General features: G+C 31.0%; 18 protein-coding genes. 13 read left to right on the top strand and 5 right to left on the bottom strand.

Annotated features, from left to right (window positions below):
• Positions 1-24 precede the first annotated feature (24 nt).
• Genes ACFQ0S_RS02685 through truB form a run of 3 tightly spaced genes read left to right on the top strand, consistent with a single transcriptional unit; the run spans position 25 to position 1799 of the window.
• On the top strand, positions 25-267 hold the full coding sequence (locus ACFQ0S_RS02685) for a DUF3098 domain-containing protein (protein ID WP_379753019.1): 243 nt from the start codon (positions 25-27) through the stop codon (positions 265-267).
• A 36-nt stretch (positions 268-303) separates the two neighbouring features.
• Positions 304-1089 (top strand): undecaprenyl-diphosphate phosphatase, encoded by a 786-nt coding sequence (locus ACFQ0S_RS02680; RefSeq protein ID WP_379753016.1) that lies wholly within the window; start codon positions 304-306, stop codon positions 1087-1089.
• Entirely contained in the window at positions 1089-1799 is a 711-nt protein-coding gene (gene truB / locus ACFQ0S_RS02675) for a tRNA pseudouridine(55) synthase TruB (RefSeq protein WP_379753013.1), read from the top strand. Before ACFQ0S_RS02680 ends, truB begins: the two co-directional genes overlap by 1 nt.
• On the opposite strand, the gene ACFQ0S_RS02670 is transcribed toward truB, so the two are convergent.
• Complete coding sequence (locus ACFQ0S_RS02670) at positions 1768-2082, bottom strand: thioredoxin family protein (RefSeq protein WP_379753010.1); 315 nt, start codon at positions 2080-2082, stop codon at positions 1768-1770. The two genes, truB and ACFQ0S_RS02670, sit on opposite strands and share 32 nt — an antisense overlap.
• A gap of 37 nt (positions 2083-2119) precedes the next feature.
• Positions 2120-2377, bottom strand: a complete 258-nt coding sequence (locus tag ACFQ0S_RS02665; protein WP_379753007.1) for a thioredoxin family protein — start codon at positions 2375-2377, stop codon at positions 2120-2122.
• Between the two features lie 223 nt (positions 2378-2600).
• Here ACFQ0S_RS02665 and pyrH point away from each other — a divergent pair, with 223 nt between their 5' ends.
• Both pyrH and frr read left to right on the top strand, forming a co-directional pair.
• Complete coding sequence (gene pyrH, locus ACFQ0S_RS02660) at positions 2601-3308, top strand: UMP kinase (RefSeq protein ID WP_379753004.1); 708 nt, start codon at positions 2601-2603, stop codon at positions 3306-3308.
• Between the two features lie 82 nt (positions 3309-3390).
• Complete coding sequence (frr, locus tag ACFQ0S_RS02655) at positions 3391-3954, top strand: ribosome recycling factor (protein ID WP_379753002.1); 564 nt, start codon at positions 3391-3393, stop codon at positions 3952-3954.
• A gap of 23 nt (positions 3955-3977) precedes the next feature.
• Here frr and ACFQ0S_RS02650 read toward each other — a convergent pair whose 3' ends face one another.
• Positions 3978-6248: a cation:proton antiporter domain-containing protein gene (locus tag ACFQ0S_RS02650; protein WP_379752999.1), complete on the bottom strand. Its 2271-nt coding sequence runs from the start codon at positions 6246-6248 to the stop codon at positions 3978-3980.
• Between the two features lie 195 nt (positions 6249-6443).
• On the opposite strand from ACFQ0S_RS02650, the gene ACFQ0S_RS02645 reads away from it, so the two are divergent.
• From ACFQ0S_RS02645 to ACFQ0S_RS02630, 4 genes are all read left to right on the top strand, one after another.
• The gene (locus ACFQ0S_RS02645; protein WP_379752996.1) at positions 6444-8864 is read left to right on the top strand and encodes an efflux RND transporter permease subunit; all 2421 of its coding nucleotides are present in this window, start codon (positions 6444-6446) and stop codon (positions 8862-8864) included.
• Between the two features lie 25 nt (positions 8865-8889).
• Positions 8890-10323 (top strand): asparagine--tRNA ligase, encoded by a 1434-nt coding sequence (asnS, locus tag ACFQ0S_RS02640; RefSeq protein WP_379752993.1) that lies wholly within the window; start codon positions 8890-8892, stop codon positions 10321-10323.
• Between the two features lie 70 nt (positions 10324-10393).
• Positions 10394-11860 carry an RNA polymerase factor sigma-54 gene (rpoN, locus tag ACFQ0S_RS02635; RefSeq protein ID WP_379752990.1) on the top strand — a complete coding sequence of 489 codons (1467 nt, stop codon included), beginning with the start codon at positions 10394-10396 and terminating at the stop codon, positions 11858-11860.
• 64 nt (positions 11861-11924) lie between these two features.
• Entirely contained in the window at positions 11925-12530 is a 606-nt protein-coding gene (locus ACFQ0S_RS02630) for a hypothetical protein (protein ID WP_379752987.1), read from the top strand.
• Here ACFQ0S_RS02630 and ACFQ0S_RS02625 read toward each other — a convergent pair.
• Positions 12525-13223 carry a porin family protein gene (locus ACFQ0S_RS02625; RefSeq protein WP_379752984.1) on the bottom strand — a complete coding sequence of 233 codons (699 nt, stop codon included), beginning with the start codon at positions 13221-13223 and terminating at the stop codon, positions 12525-12527. The genes ACFQ0S_RS02630 and ACFQ0S_RS02625 overlap by 6 nt on opposite strands.
• 127 nt (positions 13224-13350) lie before the next feature.
• Between ACFQ0S_RS02625 and ACFQ0S_RS02620 the strand changes: the two genes are divergently transcribed.
• The 3 genes from ACFQ0S_RS02620 to porT all read left to right on the top strand — a co-directional run bounded on the left by ACFQ0S_RS02620 (position 13351) and on the right by porT (position 15814).
• Positions 13351-13833: a dihydrofolate reductase gene (locus ACFQ0S_RS02620; protein ID WP_379752981.1), complete on the top strand. Its 483-nt coding sequence runs from the start codon at positions 13351-13353 to the stop codon at positions 13831-13833.
• 519 nt (positions 13834-14352) lie between these two features.
• The gene (ubiE, locus tag ACFQ0S_RS02615) at positions 14353-15084 is read left to right on the top strand and encodes a bifunctional demethylmenaquinone methyltransferase/2-methoxy-6-polyprenyl-1,4-benzoquinol methylase UbiE (protein ID WP_379752978.1); all 732 of its coding nucleotides are present in this window, start codon (positions 14353-14355) and stop codon (positions 15082-15084) included.
• A gap of 25 nt (positions 15085-15109) precedes the next feature.
• Positions 15110-15814: a type IX secretion/gliding motility protein PorT/SprT gene (gene porT, locus ACFQ0S_RS02610; RefSeq protein WP_379752975.1), complete on the top strand. Its 705-nt coding sequence runs from the start codon at positions 15110-15112 to the stop codon at positions 15812-15814.
• A gap of 3 nt (positions 15815-15817) precedes the next feature.
• Here porT and ACFQ0S_RS02605 read toward each other — a convergent pair whose 3' ends face one another.
• A complete protein-coding gene (locus ACFQ0S_RS02605) occupies positions 15818-16546 on the bottom strand; it encodes an RNA methyltransferase (RefSeq protein ID WP_379752972.1) in 729 nt (242 codons plus the stop codon).
• 38 nt (positions 16547-16584) lie between these two features.
• Between ACFQ0S_RS02605 and tamL the strand changes: the two genes are divergently transcribed.
• Positions 16585-19149: a translocation and assembly module lipoprotein TamL gene (gene tamL, locus ACFQ0S_RS02600; RefSeq protein WP_379752970.1), complete on the top strand. Its 2565-nt coding sequence runs from the start codon at positions 16585-16587 to the stop codon at positions 19147-19149.
• Positions 19150-19164 lie beyond the last annotated feature (15 nt).

Raw genomic sequence — 19164 nt, 5'->3', positions numbered from 1 at the left:
TAATAGACTGATACAAATAGACTTATGAAAAATAACGAACAACAACCGCAAGAATTTCTTTTTGACACCATAAATTATAAAATCCTTTTAATTGGGATTGCCGTTATTGTTTTTGGATTTATACTTATGTCTGGTGGCGGTAGTGATGACCCAAAGGTTTTTAATGAAGAAATTTTTAACTTCAGAAGAATTCGATTGGCGCCAACTTTAGTTTTAATAGGGTTTGGAATTACAATTTATTCTATTTTGAAAAAATCTAAAAAATAGATTATTCCACTTTTAATCTAAAACCATAACACATTCATGAATACTTTACAAGCTATCATTCTTGCTATTATTGAAGGAATAACCGAATTTTTACCAGTTTCTTCAACGGGTCATATGATTTTGGCGAGTACTTTTTTTGGAATTGAGCACGATGATTTTACCAAATTATTTACAATTGTTATTCAATTAGGAGCTATACTCTCTGTGGTAGTTTTGTATTTTAAACGGTTTTTTCAAACTTTCGATTTTTATTTAAAAATTCTAGTTGGCTTTATTCCAGCAGTTGTTTTAGGCTTATTGTTTGCCAAAAAAATTGATGCTTTATTAGAAAATCCTGTTACCGTTGCAATTTCGCTGTTAATTGGTGGGTTTTTATTAATAAAAGTTGATGACTGGTTTGGAAGCGCAACAAACACCGAAATAACTTATATTAAAGCTTTTAAAATTGGACTGTTTCAATGTTTAGCTATGATTCCAGGGGTTTCCAGAAGTGGCGCAAGTATTGTTGGCGGAATGTCTCAGCGTTTATCCCGCCCTTCGGCTGCGGAATTTTCGTTTTTTTTAGCCGTCCCTACTATGCTTGGAGCAACAGTAAAGAAATGCTTTGATTATTACAAAGACGGTTTTGTGTTGACTGACGATCAAATTAATTTATTAGTTATTGGAAATGTGATTGCTTTTATAGTAGCATTAATTGCAATTAAATCATTTATAGGATTTTTAAGCAAACACGGTTTTAAAGTTTTTGGTTATTATAGAATTATTGCGGGAATTGCGTTGCTGATTATACACTTTTTTATTCATCCACTGTCTGTAATTTAATGACTGCTGAAGACTTCTTAAACGGACAAATTTTACTCATAGACAAACCTTTGCATTGGAGTTCGTTTCAAGCGGTAAACAAACTAAAATATGTACTTATTAATAAAGTTGGGCTGCCAAAAAAGTTTAAAATTGGTCATGCGGGAACTTTAGACCCATTAGCAACAGGTTTATTGCTAATTTGCACCGGAAAATTCACCAAACGAATTACCGAACTTCAAGGACAGGCTAAAGAGTATACTGGCACTTTTCATATTGGAGCCACTACTCCATCCTATGATTTAGAAACCGAAATTGACGAAACTTTTCCAACTTCTCATATCAACGAATCTTTGATTCATGAAACTGTCAAACAATTTTTGGGAGAAATTGACCAAAAGCCACCTGTTTTTTCTGCAATTAAAAAAGACGGCGTTCGACTTTATGAACATGCTCGTGCAGGAGAAACTGTTGAAATTGCATCAAGAAAAACAACCATTCACGAATTTGAAATTACAAGAATTGCACTTCCTGAGATTGATTTTAGAGTAGTATGTAGCAAAGGGACTTACATTCGATCTTTAGCTTATGATTTTGGAAAAGCGATGGATTCTGGCGCGCATTTAACAACGTTACGAAGAACAAAAATTGGCGATTATAAAGTAACAAATGCTAAAGGGGTATCTGAATTTGAGGATTCTATTTTTCTAAATCCAACATCAAATTCATAATCTCATTTTGAGTAGAAAACCCTTTATCGTGCAAATACCAAAGTTGTAAATTGGCTTTTACACTTTCGTCTATAGCACCAACTTTCTCTTTATGCTCTTTTATGAGATTAGCCGCCCCTATTGGTCTTGGTCCCCAATGATTTAGCACACTTCCTGTAGCTTTTTCAATAATAATCAATTTTGGAATTGATTTACTTTTATTGGTTAAAAACAAGTTCATTAAAGGTTCGTTTTCATCCCGAAAAACTATTCGCAAATCAATATTATTTGATTCTTCTGACATTTTGTGGATAAATAGGAAGTATTTGAGCCGCATCTCCTCACCAGCCTTCTGAAATTACAAGCCAAATGTATTCTTTTTTTAAATCTTTAAGTTTTAGAACAATAGACTGATCAACTTTCATCGTCTTATCTAAACGATTCATTCTAGTTACATTCAAATTACTGTAATGAGTTAAATCTTCCGATTGTTCGTTTCCGCTGGATTTTCCATCTAGTAATAAATCAGAAATCCATTTTCTGTATTCTAAATAAGAATGACTGTTAAACAAGGCTTTGGCGACTGAATTTTTCATCATAATTTGAATATATACTACAAATTTACGTTTTATAAACTGTTGCTAGGTAACATTTATTACTTAATAGCTAAATAATTTATTTTTATGATTTAGAAATAAATTTATTTTTTTAAAACACTATTTCATAAAATCAGAATATAGCTATATTTGCAGAACTAAATCTAACAAAAAAATGCTGGAGAAATATGCATAATATACTCCGCATAAAAACAAAAAAACTAGAATGAAATACAAAAGAATTCTTCTGAAATTAAGCGGTGAAGCACTAATGGGCGACAGACAATATGGTATTGATCCTTTGCGATTGGCTGAATATGCTGATGAAATTAAGGAAATTCACGATAAAGGCGTAGAAATTGCTATTGTAATTGGAGGAGGAAATATTTTTAGAGGTGTTGCTGGAGCTAGCAACGGCATGGATCGCGTTCAAGGCGATTATATGGGAATGCTTGCCACCGTAATTAACGGAATGGCTTTGCAAGGAGCACTTGAAGATAAAGGCATGCTAACTCGTTTGCAAACTGCTTTAAAAATAGAAGCTATTGCTGAACCTTACATAAAAAGAAGAGCCGTGCGCCATTTAGAGAAGGGCAGAATCGTAATTTTTGGTGCAGGGACAGGAAATCCTTATTTTACTACCGATACAGCAGCCGTTTTACGTGGTGTAGAAATTCATGCTGATGTAATTTTAAAAGGTACTCGAGTAGACGGAATCTACACTTCTGACCCTGAAAAAGACCCTACAGCAACAAAATTCGATTATATTTCATTTGAAGATGTACTTAAAAAAGGATTAAATGTAATGGACACAACGGCTTTTACATTAAGCCAAGAAAATAAATTACCGATTCTTGTTTTTGATATGAACAAAAAAGGGAATCTTGTTAAAATTTGCAAAGGAGAAAATATAGGAACAGTAGTAAATATATAGACTATTAGACAAATTTAGATTATTAGACAAAAACAAAAAGTCTAAATAATCTAAAAAGTCTATCAATCTAAAAACCTTAAATATGACTGAAGAAATTGAATTTATATTAGACAGTACCGAAGAATCTATGAATGGTACTATTGCCCATTTAGAAAAAGCTTTTTTGAATATTCGTGCTGGGAAAGCTTCTCCTGCTATGTTAGGAAGTGTTTTTGTTGATTATTATGGTTCGGCAACACCGCTTTCGCAAGTATCTAAAATAAGTGTTCCTGATGCAAGAACTATTACACTTCAGCCTTTTGAAAAAAATATGCTTCAAGTCATTGAAAAGGCAATTATGATTGCCAATATTGGTTTTAACCCAATGAATAACGGCGATGTAATTATCATTAGTGTACCACCATTAACTGAAGAAAGAAGACGTGATCTTGCCAAACAAGCAAAAGGCGAAGCCGAAGATGCTAAAATAGGTATTAGAAATGCTAGAAAAGATGCTAATACTGATATAAAAAAGCTAGAAAAAGAAGGAACATCTGAAGATATTTGTAAAAGTGCCGAAGAAGAAGTTCAGACTTTAACCAATACTTTCATCCGTAAAATAGATGAACTACTTGTAAATAAGGATGCTGAAATTATGAAAGTATAATTCTAGTTATTTATACTTTTGAACTAAGGTTTAATGATTAAAACCGAAGGGATACTTGACAACCAAACACTTTGAGAGTCAACAAGCTTTTTCCAACTTTCTAGACTAACTACCATTAAGTCTTGCTTGATTAAAAACTCTTTTTTCATCGTTCTTTCGTTTGTTAAAGATATGTTTTTAGGATAATTTTTTTGTAGAGAATCGATAGCGCTTTCTATTACAAAATTGTTATCAAACATATTATTTATATCTAAAATACTTGTGTTAGAATTATTATTGAAAATTAATTTTTGGGCGTAATCCAGCAAAAAAGAATCCTCTGAATTAAAAATAGGAATAAAAACGTTATTGACTGTTTTTAAATTTTTATCAATCAAAATTCCTAGTGGCATTTTTGTTTTCGAAATGATTTGCCTGGTTCGTTCATCAAAAGGAGAGTTTTCAAACAACCCTTCTTTACCAGTAAATTTATCAATAAGTCTGTCTGGATTAATAATTCGAGTAGTAAAACCAAGTACTTTTCCTAATAAAGTGCCTTCGAAAATTGATTTTCCTAAGCCTACTAATAACAAATCGTAGTCCCCATTATTAGCAATATCTGCTATATCTGTTTCGATATCAATAGTAGCTTTAAATATTGTGGTTATTTCTTGATTTAATACTTTTGATTCTTGTAGTATTGGGTCAAATCTTCTTTTTTCTTGTTCTTCAATATCGTAGGAATGCATTTCATCGCTTAATGACAAATGCATTGCGGTAATAGTTGAAGTGTCTTTTTGTCTTTTAACCAAACAATTAGCTAATCGTAAAAGAGATTTAGCTTTCTCATTATTACCAAAAGAAATTAAAATTTTATACTTATTGTTATTGGTAACATTATCGAGAATTTCTCCTGCTTTTGATTTAAAAATAAAATTTATCAAATCAAGTGCTGGACCAGTCATTATAGTAGTAACCAATGCCATAATAACCATCATAGTAAAAACTTCGGATGTTAAAACACCCAAATCATATCCAATGTTTAAAACTACCAACTCCATTAATCCCCTAGTATTCATTAAGGCACCAATTGTTAAACTATCCTGCCAACTCTGACCAACAAATTTTGCTGCTAATGCACTTCCAAAAAACTTCCCTGCAACGGCTACTAATATAATAACACCCGTTAGTTTCCACAAATAAGGGTCGTTAATTAAACCTATTTGAGTTCTTAAACCTGTGAATACAAAAAACAGTGGCAATAATAATATAACGGAAACATCTTCAACTTTTTCAATAAAAATTGCCCTAAACTTAGTAATGTCAGGCATAATTGCACCAGCCATAAATGCTCCAAATAGCGCATGAATTCCTATAATTTCACTTGTATATGAAGATAAAATAAGTGTTAAAAAGAAAATGGCTACAACCGGTTTGCTTAATTTATTCTTTGATTTATATAAATCGCCTATTTTTTTTAAAAATGGTCTTACTATAAAAAGCATAGCACCTACATAAACTATCGCCAGTCCTATTACATACAGCGAACTAACAAACGACCCCGCTTTAACAATAGCAATTACAGCGGCAAGTATACACCAAGCAGTAATATCATCTGCGGCAGCACAAGTAATAACAATGGTTCCTAAACGGGTTTTATGCATCTCTCTTTCCTGAACAATTCGTGCTAAAACTGGAAAAGCGGTTATGCTCATTGCTATTCCCATAAACAAACTAAAAGATAAAAACTCAACACCTTCTGGAGCAAATCTATAATAGATAAAATAGGCTAAACCAATACCAAGCGAAAAAGGAACCACAATACTAGCATGACTAATTACAACAGCATCATTAGCTTTGTTTTTTAATACTTTTAAATCCAACTCCATTCCTATCACAAACATAAAGAGTATCAAGCCTATTTGGCTTAAGAACTGCAAATTCCCAAGCGATGCTGAAGGAAATAATGTAGATGAAAATTCCGGAAAATATAAACCTAACAAAGACGGTCCCAATGCTATACCAGCAACAATTTCTCCAATAACGGACGGCTGACCAATCTTTCTGAATATCCACCCAAATAATCTAGCGACTAGAATTATGGTGATAATTTGTCCTAGAAGAATGGCTAAAGGATGCTGAAGATTATGAGTTAACGAAGTTAAAAATTGAGTCCATTGATTTTCCTTAGAAGCTATGACAACTATATCTCTTCCGTTTTCTAAAAATTTTCCTTTGGATAATATCCAATAAATCAACACTAAAAAACCTCCAGTAACGACGATATAAAAGATTGAATTTTTGTAGTTTTTCATAACCTTAGACACAACTTAACAATGATTTATTCCATTCAAATTTTGAAAATCAAATATATGAATTTTAAAATTCAAAAATATTAATACATAAATTAAATCTTGTTAAAATAATATAATAATTATAATTTAATTCTAAATCTAATTATTATTAAATATGCGCTGATTTGCATACATTTGTTGCCTTTTTAAGCTGTTATGAAAAAATTGTTAGGTATTGGTTTTTGGGAAATAATTGCCCGAATAATATTAAGAAATAGAGTTGCTTTTTTATGCGTAATCGTGTTCATTTCAATCGTAATGATTGTGCAATGGAAAGATATAAAATTTACGCAAACAGAAGCCAATCTTATACCTGCAGATGATAAAGTTAATGTTGATTACACTACTTTTCTAAGCCATTTTGGAGAAGAAGGCAATCTAATTGTAATTGCTACAAAAGATAAAAAACTATTCACTCCAAAAGCTTTTAGTTCATGGAGTAGATTAATGAAAAACATTCAATCTAACAAAGAAGTAAGTTTAGTATTATCAGTCAATAATTTGCAAAAACTCAGCAAAAATGATTCTTTAAATACTTTTGAATTAACATCATTGGTTGACAATAACAAAATTCAAGATGAAAACTATTTACGACAAATAAAGTCAGAATTATTTAACAAATTACCTTTTTACGAAGGGTTATTGTTCAATAAAAAATCTGGAGCTATACGTTCGGCTATCTATTTAGACAAAAAAATTATAAATACAAAAGCCCGAAAAGACTATGTATTAAACAAATTAATTCCAGAAATTGAAAAATTTGAGTCAGAAACTGGCATCGACCTTCACACCTCTGGAATGCCTTATATCAGAACATTAAATGCCAAAACAATTATTGATGAAATCGGTTTATTTATTGGGGCCGCTTTACTAATTACATCTTTGCTTTTCTTCTTTTTCTTTAGATCCTTTAGAGCAACACTCATTTCGCTAATTATTGTGATTATTGGAGTAATGTGGTCCTTTGGAATTTTAGGATTATTAGGATACGAAATTACCGTACTTACAGCGCTTGTGCCAACGTTAGTAATTGTAATTGGATTTCCTAATTGTATTTTCCTCATCAATAAATACCATCAAGAATATCAAAAACATGCCAATAAAGCAAAAGCATTACAACGCGTAATTACAAAAACCGGTACCGCAACACTAATGACAAACCTTACTACGGCTCTAGGATTTGCAACTTTTATTGCTACAAATAATTCATTATTATCAGAATTTGGAGTAGTAACCTCTATCAATATTATTGCTATTTATCTGTTGTGCTTACTAGTTATTCCTATTTACTTTAGTTACATTCCAGCTCCCATTCCTAGACATTTAGGCCATTTAGAAAGAGAATATTTAACTGCCTTTATGAATTGGATTGTAAGAACCGTTAAGTTTAATCGCTTTGGGGTTTATACTACGGCAGTAATTCTATTAATTTTTGGAATTATCGGAATCTATGAAATCAAAATTTCAGGAAGCATTATTGAAGACATGCCTAAAAAAACAGCCTTTTTTGATGATATTCGATTTTTTGAAAAAGAATTTGATGGCGTAATGCCTTTAGAAATTATGATTGACACCAAACGAAAACAAGGTGTTTTAAAATTATCCAACCTGAAAAAAATGGAGGAATTGGAACAAACTATAATGGAAATTCCTGACCTTTCTAAGCCTCTTTCAATTGTAAATTTAGTTAAATATTCTAAACAAGCCTACTATAACGGAAATCCTGAATATTATCAATTACCCACTTCGCAGGAGCAATCATTTATATTATCATTTGCCAAAAATAGTGCAAAAAACGCCAAAAATAATTTGATGAAAAGTTATGTTGATTCAACAGGCCAATATGCCAGAATTACTACCTTTATCAAAGATGAGAACGGCGAAAAAATGGACGCAATTGAAGCTAGAATCAAACAAAAAGCTGACAACTTATTTCCGCCTGATCGTTATAATGTAATTATTACAGGAAAAGCATCGGTTTTTCAAAAAGGTACCAAATACCTTTTAGACAATTTATTATCATCATTATTATTTGCCTTTTTAATAACCGCTGGCTTGGTTGCTATAATGTTTCGTTCGTTCAAAATGGTTTTGGTTTCTATAATTCCTAATTTGCTACCATTATTAATGACCGCAGGATTAATGGGTTTTTTAGGTATACCATTAAAACCATCAACAATATTAGTATTCGGAATTGCATTTGGGATGTCGGTCGATGATACGTTACGATTCTTAGCACAATACCGATTAGAACTTTCAAGAAACGATTGGAAAATTAAAAAATCGGTGTTTGCTACTTTTGATGATGCAGGAATTAGTATGTTTTATACTTCTATAATCTTATTTTTTGGTTTTTCAGTATTTATGCTTTCTAGTTTTGGTGGTACAGTAGCTTTAGGAGGATTGGTAGCATTAACACTTTTTTTCGGAATGTTATCTAACCTTGTTTTGTTACCTTCATTGGTGTTAACTTTGAATAAAACTTTGGCAAACGAACAAGTGTTTATAGAGCCAACATTTGATATTTTAGAGCATACTGATGAAGAACTAGACGAATTAGAAAAGAAAAAGAATTAATATATTTGCATCATAATTATATCAAATGAAACATACAAAAATAAAAGATTTATTAACCAGCACAAATACACTTCAAGAAGTAAATGCAAAAGGCTGGGTAAGAACTTTCAGAAACAATCAATTTATTGCTTTAAATGATGGTTCGACTATTAATAATATTCAATGTGTAGTCGATTTTGAAAATACTTCCGAAGAAACCTTAAAAAGAATTACAACAGGAGCCGCTATATCAGTAACTGGTGAATTGATTGAAAGTAAAGGTGCAGGACAAAAATATGAAATTCAAGTAGCTACATTAGAAATTCTAGGCGATTCAGATGCTGAGAAATTTCCAATGCAACCCAAAAAACATTCCTTAGAATTTTTACGTGAAAATGCGCATTTACGAGTACGCACCAATGCCTTTGGAGCAATTATGAGAGTGCGGTCGGTTTTGTCATTTGCAGTACATAACTATTTTCAACAAAAAGGATTTGTATATGTAAACACGCCTATCATAACCGGCTCTGACGCTGAAGGTGCGGGAGAAATGTTTAAAGTAACTGCTTTACCATTTGAAAACACGCCAAGAACCGAGGAAGGAAAAGTAGATTATAAAAAAGATTTTTTTGGAAAAGAAACCAATTTAACGGTTTCAGGTCAGTTAGAAGGTGAAACTTTTGCCATGGCATTGGGTCAGATTTATACTTTCGGGCCTACTTTTCGTGCAGAAAACTCAAATACTTCTCGTCATTTAGCTGAATTTTGGATGATTGAACCCGAAGTTGCTTTCAATGATTTAAATGACAATATGGATTTGGCAGAAGACTTTATTCAATACGTTATTAAATATACGTTGGATAAATGCTCAGACGATTTGAAATTTTTAGACAGTCGTTTAACCGAAGAAGAAAAGTCGAAACCACAAGCAGAACGTAGCGAAATGACCTTGTTAGAGAAGCTAAATTTTGTTTTATCAACTAATTTCAAACGTGTTTCTTACACAGAAGCAATTGATATTTTAAGAGATTCAACTCCAAACAAAAAGAAAAAATTCAATTACATCATTAACGAATGGGGAGCCGATTTACAAAGCGAACACGAACGCTATTTGGTAGAAAAACACTTTAAATGTCCAGTAATATTATTTGATTATCCAGCCAACATAAAAGCATTTTATATGCGTTTAAATGAAGACGGAAAAACAGTTCGAGCTATGGATATCCTTTTCCCTGGAATTGGAGAAATTGTTGGCGGTTCGCAAAGAGAAGAACGTTACGAAGTTCTGGTTGAAAAAATGAAAGCTTTAGGAATTGCCGAAGAAGAATTGTGGTGGTATCTTGACACTAGAAGATTCGGTAGTGCTGTTCATTCTGGTTTTGGATTAGGATTTGAGAGATTGGTGCTTTTTGTAACTGGAATGTCTAATATTCGGGATGTAATTCCGTTTCCTAGAACACCAATGAATGCAGAATTTTAAAAATGTTTAAAGTTTAGAGTTTGTAGTTTAAAGTTAACTATAAACCATAAACAACAAACCACAAACAATTATGTTAAAGCAATTCTTAAATCTTAAATTATCACAAAAATTATCTCCTCAACAAATACAGTTGATGAAGCTAATACAGTTGCCTACACAAGCTTTTGAGCAACGTTTGAAGGAAGAGATGAATGAAAATCCAGCTCTCGAAGCAGGAAAAGAAGAGGAAGAATTATACGAAAAAGACGAATTTGATAACAATGAGGATTTTGATGATTATGAAGACAATGAAAGCATCGGTGCTGAAGAAATTAACATAGACGAATATCTAAGTAACGACGAAACCCCTGATTATAAAACCCAAACTAATAACTACAGTGATGATGATGAAGAGCGAGAATCTCCGCTGACAGCTCCTGTAAGTTTCCACCAAGATTTAATCAATCAGTTAAATACTTTTATACTCAATGATGAAGAGCGAGAAATTGCCGAATTTCTTGTAGGAAGTATTGACGACATGGGTTATATCCGCAGAAGTATTGCTGATATAGTAGATGATATGGCATTTACTCAAGGAATTTATACTGATGAGAAAACAGTAGAAAAAATGCTTCATGTCATTCATGAACTGGAGCCCTCTGGTGTTGGCGCTCGTGATTTGCAAGAATGTTTATTATTACAATTAAAACATAAAACTCCAACTGAATATATTGCATTAGCCACCGATATCATCGAAAATCAGTTTGATGCTTTTACCAAAAAACATTACGATAAACTACTTCAAAAATACAATGTTTCTAATGAGCAACTCAAAAAAGCCATTCACGAAATAGAAAAGCTGAATCCAAAACCGGGAGGTTCTTTTACTGGTAACAATAAAATTACTGAAAATGTAGTTCCCGACTTTGCTATTAGAATTGTAGATGGAGATTTAGAGTTGACTCTTAACGGAAGAAATGCTCCTTCTTTGCACGTATCTAAAGATTATCAGGAGATGATGCAAACCTATAAAGTTTCCCGAGATAAATCGAATGCTCAAAAAGATGCGGTGCAATTTATCAAGCAAAAATTAGATTCAGCCAAATGGTTTATAGATGCCATAAGACAGCGTCAGGAAACCTTATTTGTTACGATGAATGCTATAATGCATTTTCAACAAGAATTCTTCCTTGAAGGAGACGAAACCAAGATGAAGCCAATGATTTTAAAAGACATTGCAGACATGGTTGGGTTAGACATTTCGACGGTTTCTCGTGTTGCCAATAGCAAATATGTTGAAACGCCTTATGGAACAAAACTTATCAAAGAATTTTTCTCAGAAGCCATGAAAAACGACCAAGGCGAAGATGTTTCTACCTTAGAAATCAAGAAAATTCTTAAAAATACAATTGAAGAAGAAGACAAACACAAACCACTTCCTGACGATCAATTGGCTGAAATTTTAAAAGAAAAAGGCTATCCTATTGCTAGAAGAACCATTGCAAAATACCGAGAACAACTAGATATTCCTGTAGCGAGAATGAGAAAAAAAATGTAGCTGTTTTATTTTTTCGTTATAAATCATAGGATTTTGGACTATTAATATTTACAAACTTATTTCATTGAAAAAAATCCTTCCCTTATTTTCCTATCTTTTTCATCCGATATTCATTCCGGTTTTCGGAACATTTTTTTATCTATTTTTTACTCCTAATTATTTCGAATTTAATCAAAAATACTTGATTTTGCTTCAAGTGCTTCTAATTACTATTTTCATTCCTATTTCATTTTTTTATCTTTTAAAAGCAATAGGAAAAGTTGATTCTATGATGGTGTCTGAATTGTCTCAACGAAAAATTCCACTTATTATCCAAGCCTTTTTAATCTATACTTTAATTCAAAGAAGCATTACATTAGATCGAATTCCCGAATTGTTTTTTTTCTTTTTTGGCGGACTTTTAAGCACTTTGCTGACGCTTCTTTTTCTATTTGGAAAAATAAAAGCTAGTATTCATATGATTGGTATTAGTTCTTTAACGGCTTTTGTTGTTGGACTCAGTTTACACAACCAAATAAATTTTATGTGTTATATTGCCTTTTTGATTTTAATGAACGGAGTTGTTGCATCTTCAAGATTAGAAATGAAAGCTCATACTAATATAGAATTGGCGATTGGTTTTTTTGTTGGATTACTTCCACAACTTGCTTTATATTTTTTTTGGCTATAGGATATAAAACATCAAACCTAAATTTATGGTACGCATACCTAATGCCTCTCCATTTATTTTTGCAGAAGACTTAAAGAAAGGAGTTAACCCGTAGTTTACATAAAAATTCCACGTATTATAACCAAAAGCCATATAGGTCCTAAATTGTAACTGGTTTAAATCGCTATTTCCTGAAATATGATAATTAGAATCATTGTCTATATGAGAGTATTTGTCATGTATTAAATAACTTAATTTTACTCCAGCATAAATTCTCCAAAACTCGTGACTCTCTGGCTTAGAAGTTCGCCATCTAAATTCTAGAGGAACATCAACATAATACTGATCTTGTCTGTTTTTTGAAGTATTATTTGCTGAACCTAAAGTCGAATATGAAATGACTTGATCTGTTTTTGTAATCAATAAATCATGAAAACAACGGTCGTAAGAAAAACCCAAACCAGCTGCTATAGCGAAAGTTCTACTTTTATTTATAGGCATGTCTCTTAAAAAACCCAATTCAATTCCTGAAGAAAATTTATTTTGAGAAATAGCATCCGGTTTATTAAGTAAACTATTATAGGTAAATCCTAAATAAAATTGATCTTCACGATACAACGAATCTACTGCTATTATAGGTGATAGCGACTTACTTTCTTGCGAAAAGCCATTAAACATTATAAAGAACAAAAATAAATTTAGAACAAACTTCATATTACATTTTTATGGTTTAAAATTACAAAAAAACACTTATAAAAGGTAACTTTGAAAAGATTAGAATCTAAACTGTAAATTTGCGATCTGAAATCTCATATCTAATTTCAATTTTATTTAAAATAATATGGTCATACTTATTGCTGCTGCTGCAAAAAACAATGCTTTGGGAAAAAACAATGACTTGATTTGGCATTTACCAAATGATTTTAAACGATTTAAAGCAATTACTTCTGGGCATTATATTATTATGGGAAGAAAAACATTCGAAAGTTTTCCGAAACCACTTCCTAATAGAACTCACGTAGTTATTACAAGACAAAAAGGGTATCAACCTGAAGGTTGCATTATAGTTGACAGTATTGAAAAAGCATTAGCCATTTCACCTAAAAATGAAAATGTCTTTATTATAGGCGGTGGTGAGATTTATACTTTAGGATTGCCGTTTGCCCAGAAAATAGAACTTACTCGTGTACATAATGATTTTGAAGCCGACGTTTTTTTTCCTGAAATCGATTTAAAACAATGGAAACTTGTAGAAGAAAAGTTTCATCTAAAAGATGAAAAACATAAATATGATTTTAGTTTCCAAACTTTTTTAAGAAAATAAGAATTGGTTAACTTTAATACAACATCATATAGGATAAAATAAATATAACCAACGCCAATATAATACCAGTTGAGAAAATAATGACGTTGGTATATTTGTGAGAATAACTCTCGAAAAATCCTTTAATACCAAATACCACAAAGGCACTAAAGGCGGAAAAAACTAAAATTTCCAAAAACAAATTTAAACCAAAGAACGTTTTTTGCACTTCAAAATTAACACCATATAAACTTGTTGTATTTACAACCTTTACAAGAAAAAATGAAATAATGATAACGACTATTAACCATTTTATTTCTCTTATGAAATCTCTTGAAAACACATTCCAAATGTTAATTAATTACTTAGTAAAATTGATATTAATTTATCAGACCATCAATACCCATAATTAGTGATTTTTTACTCACTAAAATTAGTGAGTAAAAAGAATAATAACGTAAGACTCTCTCATTATGAGTTAATATATTTAAAACACAATTAGAGATTGTACAGTTTATATTATATTTGCAAAAAACAAAAATGCCAAAAATCATTACCCCTTATAAAGAATCTTCATTAAGCAAAAAAGAACAAGTTGCTCAAATGTTTGATACTATTTCTGAAAATTATGACGGTTTAAATCGTGTAATTTCATTTGGTATTGATGTAAAGTGGAGAAAAAAAGTGCTACAAATAGTGGCGCAATCAAATCCTAAAACTATTCTTGATATTGCTACAGGAACTGGTGACTTGGCCATATTAATGGCGAAAACAAATGCCGAAAAAATTATTGGTTTAGATATTTCACCAGGAATGTTGGAAGTGGGTATTAAAAAAATAGCTTTTAAAAATCTTACTAATAAAATTGATATGGTAATTGGCGATTCAGAAAAAATGCCTTTTGAAGATCATACTTTTGATGCTATTACTGTGGCTTTTGGAGTTCGAAACTTTGAAAATCTTGAAAAAGGATTAGCCGAAATTTTACGTGTTTTAAAACCAAATGGCGTATTTGTTATTTTAGAAACTTCAAATCCTACAAAATTTCCATTCAAGCAAGGATATGTTTTTTATACCAAATACATATTACCTCTAATAGGAAAACTATTTTCAAAAGACGATGCAGCTTATGATTATTTATCGGAATCGGCTTCAGTTTTTCCTTTTGGAGAAGCTTTAAACAATATTTTGAGAAAAATTGGGTTTATTAATGTTGTAGATAAGCCACAAACATTTGGTGTAGCAACCATTTATTCCGCTTCCAAGAAATAATACTGAAAAACAGTTCGAGTTAAATATGAAAAAAATTATTATTGTTATTTTAATATTCGTTTTTACGAAAGGATATTCCCAGTTTCCTGGCGGTGTTTTTAGTAAAGACCCTATTATTAATAATGAAAATTTTGACAAGCAAAGAGTATATTGGGGCTATTTTTTAGGATTTAATTCTTATGATTTTAAATTTGAATATAAAAATGTTGCTCCCGATGTTTTAGTCAAAACTACAACCGGTTTTAATGTTGGCTTAATAGGTGATTTACGCCTTTTTGAATATTTAAATCTGCGTTTTGAACCTGGTTTGTATTACACCCAAAGAGATTTAACTTTTGCCAATCAAACAAAACCGATAGACGCTTTAAGACCTGTAGGCGCAACTTATATCCATTTACCATTATTATTAAAATTCTCTTCTTTAAGAACCGGTAATGTGAGACCTTATCTAGTAGGAGGATTATCCTCGACATTAAATTTATCTAGCAATTCGCAATCATTAGATGATAATTTTCAGCAACGTTTTAGAGTTAAAAAATGGACTAGGAATTATGAAATTGGTTTTGGAGTAGATCTATATTTAGAATATTTTAAATTTTCACCTTCTATTCGTGGTGTCTTTGGATTAAACGATGAATTAATTAGAGATAATGACCCGAATAGTCCATGGACGGGAAACATTCAATCGATGAAAACTCGGGCTTTTTTAGTAAACTTTACTTTTCATTAAAATTTAACAATTTCGTTTAAATTCACTTAAAACAATTGCTGTTGCTGTCGCTACATTTAAGCTTTCGGTTTGCTGCAAACTACCAAATCTGGGAATTGATAATCGATCGGATACTATTTTTTCAATAGTTGAAGAAATCCCATTAGCTTCATTTCCCATAACAATTATACCTTCTTTAGGAAGTTTTTGGTTGTAAATGTTTTTACCATCCATAAAAGTTCCAAAAACGGGCAATGTAGTGTTTTCTAAAAACGAATTCAAATCTACATAATTTACATTTACTCTAGAGATAGAACCCATTGTTGCCTGTATCACTTTTGGATTGTAAATATCTACCGTAGTTTTTGAACAAACCACCTCTTTAACACCAAACCAATCACACAATCTTAGTATAGTTCCCATGTTTCCTGGATCACGAATATCATCTAATGCAACAAGTAATCCTTCTTTTTGAGTGGTTTTAGACTCAGGGACTCTAAAAACTCCTAAACACGTATTTATAGATGATAATGCAGAGATTTTTTTTAAATCACTTTCAGATACAATAGTTCTGTTTGCCGAAGTAATCTCATTAAAATCTTCTTTAGTTGTGTATAAATGTTCTAATTCGAAATTGGATTGCAACAATTCTTGAATTACTTTTGTCCCTTCGGCAATAAATAATTTTTCGATATTACGGTATTTTTTTTGTTGCAAACTCGTTATTAATTTTATTTGGTTTTTACTAACCATAGAAATAATGTACTTTTGAATTAAATATTTCACAACCCTTGAGAAACACCATTACAAAAATATCATTATTTATTTTAATTGGAATACTTATATCTGGTTGTGCCTCAGAAAAAAAAGTGCCTAACGGTAAAAAACTATTAACTAAAAACGAAATTCAAGTCAATACTAAGAAAGAGAAAAGAGAACTCATTCACAATCAGCTTTATCAAAAACCAAATAGTGACATTTTAGGATATCACTTTCGTTTAAACTTATATAATCTAGCAAAACCAAAACACGATTCTATTTATAAAGCTAAATTTATTGCAAATCCTGAAAAATACAAACGTAAATCAAAATGGTTGTCTGCTAAACAAGTAAATCGTTTGGGAGAATCTTTTTGGTATGCTGGAATTCATGAATTTCTAATGAAATCAGGGGAAGCTCCAGTTATTATAGATGAAAAAAGCACTAAAAAATCAACTGCTTTATTAAAATCATACTATTTTAACAATGGTTTTTTTAATACTAAAACCAAGTATGAAATAGATTCTATTAGCGCTAAAAAGGCAAAAATTAAATATACTGTAAATACAGGAAATGCTTTTTTTATTGACTCGTTACAAACTAAAATCTTGTCTCCAGAATTAGATTCGTTATACAATTCTAAAAAAACAAGTTCATTAATTAAAACAGGAAATCAATTTAAATCTGAAGATTTTAAAGGCGAAATAGACAGAATCACAAGTCATTTTAGAAATAATGGTATTTATCTTTTTCAACAAAACTATATTAATTTTGAGTATGACACCATTAACAAAAAAAACAAAGTCGGCATTGAACTTAAAATTAATGACTATTCCTACAGAGAGGGAGATTCCACTAAAACAAAACCATTTAAAGCTTATAAAATAAGTGAAGTTAATATTTATACCGATTACAAAGCCAGTAAAACAAAATCAGAAAAAAAAGATACAACAAAAATAACCTACAATAACTTTAATGTATTTAGCAAAGGGGAATTGAAATATAAACCAAAAGCAATCTCAGATGCGGTATTTATTACCAAAGGAAGCCTTTATTCCGATATTAAAACCAATTTAACTTCACGGTATTTTAGTAATTTAAAAGTATTTAATTACCCTACTATTCAATACGATTTCGACCCAAAAGACAGCACCCAAAGTGCTCTAATTGCAAATATTTACCTAACTCCACGTAAAAAATTTAGTTTCGGGACATCGTTAGATTTCACGCATTCAAACATTCAAGATTTTGGTATTGTAGCGACCACTTCTGTATCTATTAGAAATATATTCAATGGAGCCGAAACGCTAGATATTGCTGGTAGAGGAAACATAGGCAACTCAAAAGACCTAGCAAATCCTAGTGATAGTTTTTTTAATGTATTTGAATACGGGGTTGATATGAAATTAAATTTTCCTAGAATTTTTATGTTTTTTAACACTGATAAAATTATACCAAAAAGCATGATTCCTACTACAACTTTTAATGTGGGATATGCAAAACAAAGAAATATTGGTTTAGATAAAGAAAATTTTACAAGCACATTGTCTTATAACTGGACTCCTAAAAGAAATATACTTGCCCGTTTTGACTTATTGAATATTCAGTTTGTAAAAAACATAAATCTTGGTAATTATTTTAGAGTTTACAGTTCTTCATACAACACTTTAAATACTATTGCCAGAGAAAACCTCCCAACGGATTCTGATTTTTTTGATGAAAAGAATAATTTAATTATTGATAGTAAAACAAACGAATTTCTTACTAGTTCTTTAGGAAATAATCCAACAATTATTTTAAATGATGTCGATAGAAAAATTGTAAACAGCATAAACGAACGAAAAATAAGACTAACGGAAAACAACTTGATTTTCGCATCAAATTTTACGTATACAAAAACAACAAAAACCGATTTTAATGATGAAAATTTCTACAGCTTTAAAACAAAGGTTGAGTCTGCTGGAAACTTTTTATCACTTATGGCCAGAGCTTCTAAACAATTAAACAATCAAGATGGCAGTAATACTATTTTTGAAGTTGAATATTCACAATACATTAAAAACGAATTAGAATTTATTAAACATTGGGATTTAAACCGCAAAAAAATTGTAGCTTTTAGAAGTTTTGTTGGAATTGCAATTCCCTACGGAAACTCAAATAGTATTCCTTTTTCTCGAAGTTATTTTGCAGGCGGATCAAATGACAACAGAGCATGGCAATCGTACTCTTTAGGCCCCGGAAGAGTAGCGGCTTTTAACGATTTTAATGAAGCTAATTTAAAAATAGCAATGAGTGCTGAGTTTAGATTTAATTTCTTTGGGCAATTAAACGGAGCACTATTTGTAGATGCTGGAAATATTTGGAACGTATTAGACAATGTTACAGATGAAAAGGCAGTGTTTAGCGGACTAAATTCGCTTAAAGACACGGCTGTCGGTTCAGGATTTGGTTTTAGATACGACTTCAATTTTTTTGTAGTTCGATTAGATCTTGGCTTTAAAACCTATATTCCTTCCGAAGAATCCAACAAAAAATGGTTTAGAGATTATAATTTTAGTAACTCTGTACTAAATATTGGAATAAATTATCCTTTCTAAATTTATAAATTATTA

The organism is Flavobacterium myungsuense (genome assembly GCF_042677265.1).
In the GTDB taxonomy this organism is placed as follows: domain Bacteria; phylum Bacteroidota; class Bacteroidia; order Flavobacteriales; family Flavobacteriaceae; genus Flavobacterium; species Flavobacterium myungsuense.
Note: the sequence above shows the minus strand (reverse complement) of the source record. Positions and strands in the feature narration are given on the sequence as shown.

Excerpts from the sequence above, each read along its gene's own strand:
- ACFQ0S_RS02685 (WP_379753019.1), top strand. The coding sequence starts at position 25 with ATGAAAAATAACGAACAACAACCGCAAGAATTTCTTTTTGACACCATA.
- ACFQ0S_RS02680 (WP_379753016.1), top strand. The coding sequence starts at position 304 with ATGAATACTTTACAAGCTATCATTCTTGCTATTATTGAAGGAATAACC.
- truB (WP_379753013.1), top strand. The coding sequence starts at position 1,089 with ATGACTGCTGAAGACTTCTTAAACGGACAAATTTTACTCATAGACAAA.
- ACFQ0S_RS02670 (WP_379753010.1), bottom strand. The coding sequence starts at position 2,082 with ATGTCAGAAGAATCAAATAATATTGATTTGCGAATAGTTTTTCGGGAT.
- ACFQ0S_RS02665 (WP_379753007.1), bottom strand. The coding sequence starts at position 2,377 with ATGATGAAAAATTCAGTCGCCAAAGCCTTGTTTAACAGTCATTCTTAT.
- pyrH (WP_379753004.1), top strand. The coding sequence starts at position 2,601 with ATGAAATACAAAAGAATTCTTCTGAAATTAAGCGGTGAAGCACTAATG.
- frr (WP_379753002.1), top strand. The coding sequence starts at position 3,391 with ATGACTGAAGAAATTGAATTTATATTAGACAGTACCGAAGAATCTATG.
- ACFQ0S_RS02650 (WP_379752999.1), bottom strand. The coding sequence starts at position 6,248 with ATGAAAAACTACAAAAATTCAATCTTTTATATCGTCGTTACTGGAGGT.
- ACFQ0S_RS02645 (WP_379752996.1), top strand. The coding sequence starts at position 6,444 with ATGAAAAAATTGTTAGGTATTGGTTTTTGGGAAATAATTGCCCGAATA.
- asnS (WP_379752993.1), top strand. The coding sequence starts at position 8,890 with ATGAAACATACAAAAATAAAAGATTTATTAACCAGCACAAATACACTT.
- rpoN (WP_379752990.1), top strand. The coding sequence starts at position 10,394 with ATGTTAAAGCAATTCTTAAATCTTAAATTATCACAAAAATTATCTCCT.
- ACFQ0S_RS02625 (WP_379752984.1), bottom strand. The coding sequence starts at position 13,223 with ATGAAGTTTGTTCTAAATTTATTTTTGTTCTTTATAATGTTTAATGGC.
- ACFQ0S_RS02620 (WP_379752981.1), top strand. The coding sequence starts at position 13,351 with ATGGTCATACTTATTGCTGCTGCTGCAAAAAACAATGCTTTGGGAAAA.
- ubiE (WP_379752978.1), top strand. The coding sequence starts at position 14,353 with ATGCCAAAAATCATTACCCCTTATAAAGAATCTTCATTAAGCAAAAAA.
- porT (WP_379752975.1), top strand. The coding sequence starts at position 15,110 with ATGAAAAAAATTATTATTGTTATTTTAATATTCGTTTTTACGAAAGGA.
- ACFQ0S_RS02605 (WP_379752972.1), bottom strand. The coding sequence starts at position 16,546 with ATGGTTAGTAAAAACCAAATAAAATTAATAACGAGTTTGCAACAAAAA.